This is a genomic window from Pseudomonas sp. Pseusp11 (assembly GCF_047304405.1).
In the GTDB taxonomy this organism is placed as follows: Bacteria; Pseudomonadota; Gammaproteobacteria; order Pseudomonadales; family Pseudomonadaceae; genus Aquipseudomonas.
Window position 1 is genome coordinate 90,135 of record NZ_JBGLZF010000024.1, and the last position, 6,067, is coordinate 96,201.

Consider the following 6,067-nt stretch of genomic DNA (forward strand, 5'->3'; position numbering starts at 1 on the left):
TGTCGGGCATCAACCCTTTAACGCGCCGGTAGTGAGGCCGGAAACGATTCGGCGCTGGAAGATCAGCACCAGAATCACCAGAGGGACGGTGACCAGCACCGATGCCGCCATCAACAAACCCCAAGGCAACTCATGGGGGCTGCCGCCGGAAATCAGGGCGATGGCCACCGGCACCGTGCGTTGGGTGTCGGTGAGGGTGAAGGTCAAGGCAAACAGGAACTCGTTCCATGCCGCGATGAAAGCCAGCAAGCCAGTGGTGACCAGTGCGGGCCAGAGCAGCGGCAACAGCACTCGGGTCAGCGTGACCCAGGGCGAGGCGCCATCCATGATTGCCGCTTCCTCCAGTTCATGAGGCAGTTGGCCCATGAACGTGGTCAGCACCCAGACAGTGAAGGGCAGGGTGAAAATCGTGTAGCTGAGGATCAATGCCCAGGGCGTGTTGTACAGGCCCAAGGCGCGGATCACCTCGAACAGCCCCGACAGCACTGCGACCTGGGGAAACATCGACACCCCAAGGACCATCATCAACACCGTGCCACGCCCACGGAATTTCACCCGGCCCAAGGCATAAGCAGCGGTCAGGCTAAGGAACAGCGCCAGCGTCACCACGCTAAGTGCAACCACCAGTGAATTACCGATAGCCCGCAGGAATGAGGCTTGGTTGAGCACCGCCGCGTAATTGGAGAAGTCGGGTTTTTTGATCCAGTAACTCACCTCGAATAAGGCGCTGGACGGCTTCAGCGACGTGACGATGGCGTAGTAGAAAGGGAACACCGCATACAGCAGCAACACCCCGATCAGGCACCAGAACCCGAAGCGCAACAGCGCTTTTTTCAGTTGGCGCGGGCTCATGACCGGACCTCCAGTTGACGGCGTCCGAGGTAGAGATAAAGCATGGCGATCACTGCAACCACCAGAAACAGCAGGGTCGAGGCGGCGCTGCCGTAACCGACGTCCTGGAACTCCACCAGGTGTTGGCGGGCATAGACCGACATGCTCATGGTGCTCGACGAGTTCGAGGTCAGCACATAGATCACGTCGAACACCCGCAGGGAGTCGAGGATGCGGAAGATCGCCGCCACCAGCAATGCGGGCATCAGCAGTGGCAGCGTGACCCGCCAGAACACCTTCAGCGGATGAATACCATCGACCCTGGCGGCTTCGTAGCAGTCACTCGGCAACATCTGCAAGGCGGCGAGCATCAGCAGGGTGACAAACGGCACGGTCTTCCAGACGTCGACGATAATCACCGCCCACATCGACAGATCGGCATCTGCGGTCCAGGCCAGAGGCGCGGTAATCAGGCCGAGGCTGAGCATCAGGTGATTGATGATGCCGAACTGGTCATTGAGCATCCACGACCAGATCTTCGCCGAGACAATGGTCGGAATCGCCCACGGAATCAGAATCAACGCTCGCACCAGGGAACGGCCGGCGAACTGGATGTTCAGCAGCAACGCCACCAGCAGCCCCAGCACGACTTCCAGCCCCACCGACACCACGGTGAAATGCAAGGTGTTGCGCACTGCATTCCACCATTGCGGATCGACCAGGATGCCCGACCAGCTGGAACCGTTGTGGAACAGATAATTGCTCAGGCCAACGAAGGTGCCGCCAGCGGTGTCCGCCAGGTTGGCGTCGGTCAGGCTGAACCAGAATGTCCGCAGCAACGGCCAGGCCGCCACCAGGGCCAGACACAGCAACATCGGCGTCAGAAATAGCCAGGCAGCGCGCACTCGGCGACGCTGTACCGGCGTTTCCCTGGTGAGCAGGAGCTCGTCACAGGGAGCATGGGCAATAGAGACAGACATGGTGATTTTCTTCCTTGTGGCTTACCAGTTCCGGTGTTTGATACGCGTGAGTTCGCCTTCCAGTTCGGTCAGCGCCTGATCGACCGGCAACTCGCCGGCCAGCACGCCATGCACTTGATCGAAGAACGCATTGGTGACCCGTGGATAACGAGCAGCGGTTATTGAAGCGGGGCGCATGACGCCGTCGTTGAGAATGCTGTGCAGCTGACTGTAATAAGGCATGGCCGCGAGTAGCTCGGGATCCTGGTAGAGCGACTCGATCACCGGGTTATAGGCGCCAATCAACGCACGATTTTTTTGCTGTTGAGCGCTGGTCAGGTAGCTCACCAGTTCGGCGGCAAGCTTCGGGTTAGCGCTGTAACGCGACACCGCCAAACCCCACCCGCCGAGGGTGGAGGCATGGGTGCCGCTGTTGCCGCCGCGGGGCAGGGGAGCGACCCCGACCTTGTCTTTTACCGCACTGTCCTGGCTTTGCACCAAGGCCCAGACATAAGGCCAGTTACGCATGAACAGTGCATTGCCCGACTGGAACACGCCGCGTCCTTCTTCCTCGGTGTAATTGAGCACGCCACGCGGGGAGATGTCGCCTACCCAGCTTTTGGCCAGGGTCAACGCCGCTCTTGAGGCCTGGCTGTTGACCACGATGTCGCCTTGAGGATTGACCAGCCCGCCGTCCGGTTGGCTGCTGATCCATTCCAGCGCATTGCACGTCAGGCCTTCGTAGGCGCGCCCTTGAAAGATGTAGCCCCATGCGTTGGCGTTGCCGGCATTGCGCTCGGCCTGTTGTACATCTTTGGCGGTAGCGGTCATTTCCTCCCAAGTCTGGGGGACTTGCTTGTTGTATTTCTCGAGCAAGTCCTTGCGGTAATACAGCAGGCCCGAGTCGGTGAACCACGGCATCGTCACCAGCCGTCCGTTCACCGTGGCGTTGTCCACCTGTGCCTGGAAGTAGCCTTGGGTTGCGTCGGCGGGCAGCACCTCGCGCAGATCCAGCAGATGTTTGGCCAGCATCCCCGGCCACACCATGTCGATCTGAATGATGTCGATGTCGCTGGACTGCGCACTGAGGATCTGTTGATAGAACGACAACCGCTCGGTTGCCGAGTTAGGCGTGGACACCACCTCGACGTGATTGCCGGTCTGTTGAGACCACGCCTCGACGGCCTCTTTGCACAGTTGTAATTCCGCGCCCACCGCACCGCAGGAAATCGTCAGATTGGCTGCGCTGGAGAGGGATGGAAGCCCGGCGCAAAGGGCAAGCAGTGCTGCTGGAAAGAGTGATTTGAGCTGTTTCATAAAGCCCTCTTTATTTTTGTTTTTAGAAAAGTTAACGTTAACATCGCCAAATGTAGCAGCGTATTTGCGATGAGGCATCCTTTTTTTCGTAGATTTTGACAATTAACAATTCACGAAAAAAAGGCCGGTCGCAGGACAAAAAATAAAAACAAAACAGGAAATCCCCCATGCAGAAAGCATCAAGCTGGCTACTCGCAGGCGTACTCGGCACCTCGGCGGCCACCGCTCAGGCCGCGACTCTGGAAGAACGCATGGCCGCGTTTGAAGCCCGTGCCAGCGCCGCGGAAAAACGTGCAGCCGCCGCCGAACAGCAAACCCAGGCACTCGCCAGGGAACTGCAGCAGCTCAAACAGTCCACTCCCGCCTTGCAGCCTGTTGCGTCCACTGCGACCGCCACTGTGGCGCCCAGTTTGGATACGCGGTTGGCAAAACTCGAAGCCCGTCAGCAAAGCCTGGAGAAGGAGGGCGGTACCGGGCACCTCACCGACGGGTTCAGCTTCAAGGGCTACGCCCGCTCCGGATTGCTGATCAACGATGGCCTGGGTGGTGGGCGTGGCGGTCCTTATACGACGCCTGCCGGTTCAGTCGGTGGTGCAGTCGGGCGACTCGGTAACGAAGACGACACTTACATGCGTATAGACCTGTCGAAAGAAGCCTATGCGCAGAACGGCACCCATTCCAAATTCACGGTTTCCATCGCCGATGGAGTGGAAAGCTCCAATGACTGGACGGCCGCCGAAAGTAACCTGAATGTGCGCCAGGTATTTACGGAACTCGATCATCTCGCCGCATTCAAGGGCAATTCGACGTTCGAGAACGCCACCCTGTGGGCAGGCAAGCGATTCGACAGGGACAACTTCGATATCCATTGGCTGGACTCCGACGTCGTCTTTCTGGCCGGCACCGGGGGTGGTATCTACGACGTGCAGATGAACAAGAACTGGCGCTCGAATTACTCGTTGATCGGGCGTAACTACGGGGATTTCAGTGAGGGCGGTGTCAATGCCGATGTGGAAAGCTACATCCTCACCTCCAACCAGTTCTTCGATAATGGTCAGTGGCAGTGGATGTTCAATGGTATTGGCTCAAAGAAAAACGACTTTAGCACTCGCACCAATGAAGCGGGCCTGAAGCCTGCGGACTCCGGCTTGCACAGCATGGTGGCCAACCACCAGAAAAACTTTTTCGGCAGGGAAGGCTTCTTCAAGACGGCGCTGCTCTACGGGCAAGGGCTGGGGGCCGAGGTCAAGAACATCGGCTCGGACGGCGAACTGATCGACGACGCCCGTGCGCTGCGCCTGGCGCTGTACGGCGAAACACCGATTGCACCCCACTGGCGTATCGGCCCCAGCTTACTGGCTGAACAAAGCAAGGATCGCTACGTCAAGGGTGACGACTATCGCTGGATGACCCTGAACATGCGGCTGGCCAATGAAATCAACAGCAATTTCGAGATGGCCTACGAAATGAGCTGGCAAACCATGAACCTCGACCCCAAGGGCTACCTGCAACGTAATGCGGTGGACGGTAACTTCTGGAAATTCACCATCGCCCCGACCTTCAAACCCGACGTTGGAGACCTGCTCACACGCCCCGAGTTGCGCGTATTCGCCAGCTTCATGAACTGGTCTTCGGACCTGGACCGATACAGCTCCACAGACAACTTCGGCAAGACCGACTTCAACGCCGGCGGTGTGTGGCAATACGGGATACAGATGGAAACCTGGTTTTGATTTTCGGGTGATCGGAACGTGCTTGTGTAGGAGCTGCCGAGGGCTGCTCCCACACGTCCATCCTTACCTGGACTTCAACACCTTCGGATTCGAGTTGCCCCAGATCGTGTAGAGGTCGGCCAACAGCGCGCCGTTGATGGTCTCAAGCTCGGTCTGGGTAATCTCTTCATCGCCCTGTTTGCCATACAGCACCACTTCATCTCCCGCCTGCACACCCTTGATACCGCTGACGTCGACCATCAGCGTGTTCATGGTGACCTTGCCGATTACCGGCGCGCGTTGGCCGTGAATCAGTACTGAGGCTTTGTTGGAGAAGGCTCTTCGATAACCGTCGGAGTAGCCGGCCGGGATGTTGGCGATCAATGAGTCTTTGCTCAGGGTAAAGGTGCGGTCGTAGCTGATGGTGCTGCCCGCCGGGTAGGCGTTGACCGCCGCGACCCGCGACTTGAACTGCATCACCCGTTGAAACTCGTTATGCCCACCCACTGGATAGCCATAAAGCGCAGCCCCCGGGCGAACCATGTCCAGCCAGCCTTCGGGCACCTCGAGGGTGGTGAAGGTATTGGCGCAGTGCAGGGTGATCCGGCTGCGGGCCAGTTTGGCGTGTTCGATCAGCCAGTTCGATTGCTCCTTGAATGTGGCCAGCCCGCGCAGAACATCCTCGCGCTCTTCAACGGGAAAGTGGGTCATGATCCCGACGATATCCAAGTGATCCAGCTGAGTCAGTTCCAGCGCCTGCTGCTGCCCTTGCGCCGTACTCATTTCCAGGCCATTGCGGCTCATGCCCGCCGAATTCAGCGCCAGGTGAATCGGCAGTTTCACGCCTTTGCGGGTGGCCAGTTCGTTGAGCTGGCGTGCAACCTCCAGGTTACCGACCAGTTCTTCGATGTTGTAGCGCAGCGCATTCTCGACTTCATCGACGGTAGCGCTGCGCAGACGCATCAGGCGGCCCTTGAAGCCTTTTGCCCGTGCAACGCGTGCCTCTTCGTTACTCGCCACACCTATACAGGTGATGCCCATCCGGATGGCGGAAGGGATCAGTAAACCAATGCCGTTTCCATAAGCGTCGGCTTTCATCACGGCGCACATCTGGCTTTTACCCGCCAGCCGTTGCTGGAGTTTGGCGATGTTTCCTTCGAAGGCGGCCTGATCAATCTCAAGCCAGGTGTTGGCCTGGCCTGGTTGGTTGTCGGCGCGTGGGTGTTCGGGGGTGGGGTCGAGCAGAGG

At 58.7% G+C, this 6,067-nt stretch carries 5 protein-coding genes; 1 reads left to right on the top strand and 4 read right to left on the bottom strand.

Annotated elements, in window-relative coordinates; genetic code table 11:
- Positions 1-9 precede the first annotated feature (9 nt).
- The 3 genes from ACCC96_RS19905 to ACCC96_RS19915 are packed head-to-tail and all read right to left on the bottom strand — an operon-like array spanning position 10 to position 3,107.
- Complete coding sequence (locus tag ACCC96_RS19905; RefSeq protein ID WP_413696705.1) at positions 10-852, bottom strand: carbohydrate ABC transporter permease; 843 nt, start codon at positions 850-852, stop codon at positions 10-12.
- The gene (locus ACCC96_RS19910; RefSeq protein WP_019578674.1) at positions 849-1,811 is read right to left on the bottom strand and encodes a carbohydrate ABC transporter permease; all 963 of its coding nucleotides are present in this window, start codon (positions 1,809-1,811) and stop codon (positions 849-851) included. Before ACCC96_RS19910 ends, ACCC96_RS19905 begins: the two co-directional genes overlap by 4 nt.
- A 21-nt stretch (positions 1,812-1,832) precedes the next feature.
- Positions 1,833-3,107: an ABC transporter substrate-binding protein gene (locus tag ACCC96_RS19915; RefSeq protein WP_413696706.1), complete on the bottom strand. Its 1,275-nt coding sequence runs from the start codon at positions 3,105-3,107 to the stop codon at positions 1,833-1,835.
- Positions 3,108-3,274: 167 nt separating this feature from the next.
- Here ACCC96_RS19915 and ACCC96_RS19920 point away from each other — a divergent pair, with 167 nt between their 5' ends.
- Positions 3,275-4,840 carry a carbohydrate porin gene (locus ACCC96_RS19920; protein WP_413696707.1) on the top strand — a complete coding sequence of 522 codons (1,566 nt, stop codon included), beginning with the start codon at positions 3,275-3,277 and terminating at the stop codon, positions 4,838-4,840.
- 63 nt (positions 4,841-4,903) lie between these two features.
- On the opposite strand, the gene alr is transcribed toward ACCC96_RS19920, so the two are convergent.
- The coding region (gene alr, locus ACCC96_RS19925; protein WP_413696708.1) for an alanine racemase at positions 4,904-6,067 on the bottom strand (1,164 nt) is incomplete at its 5' end.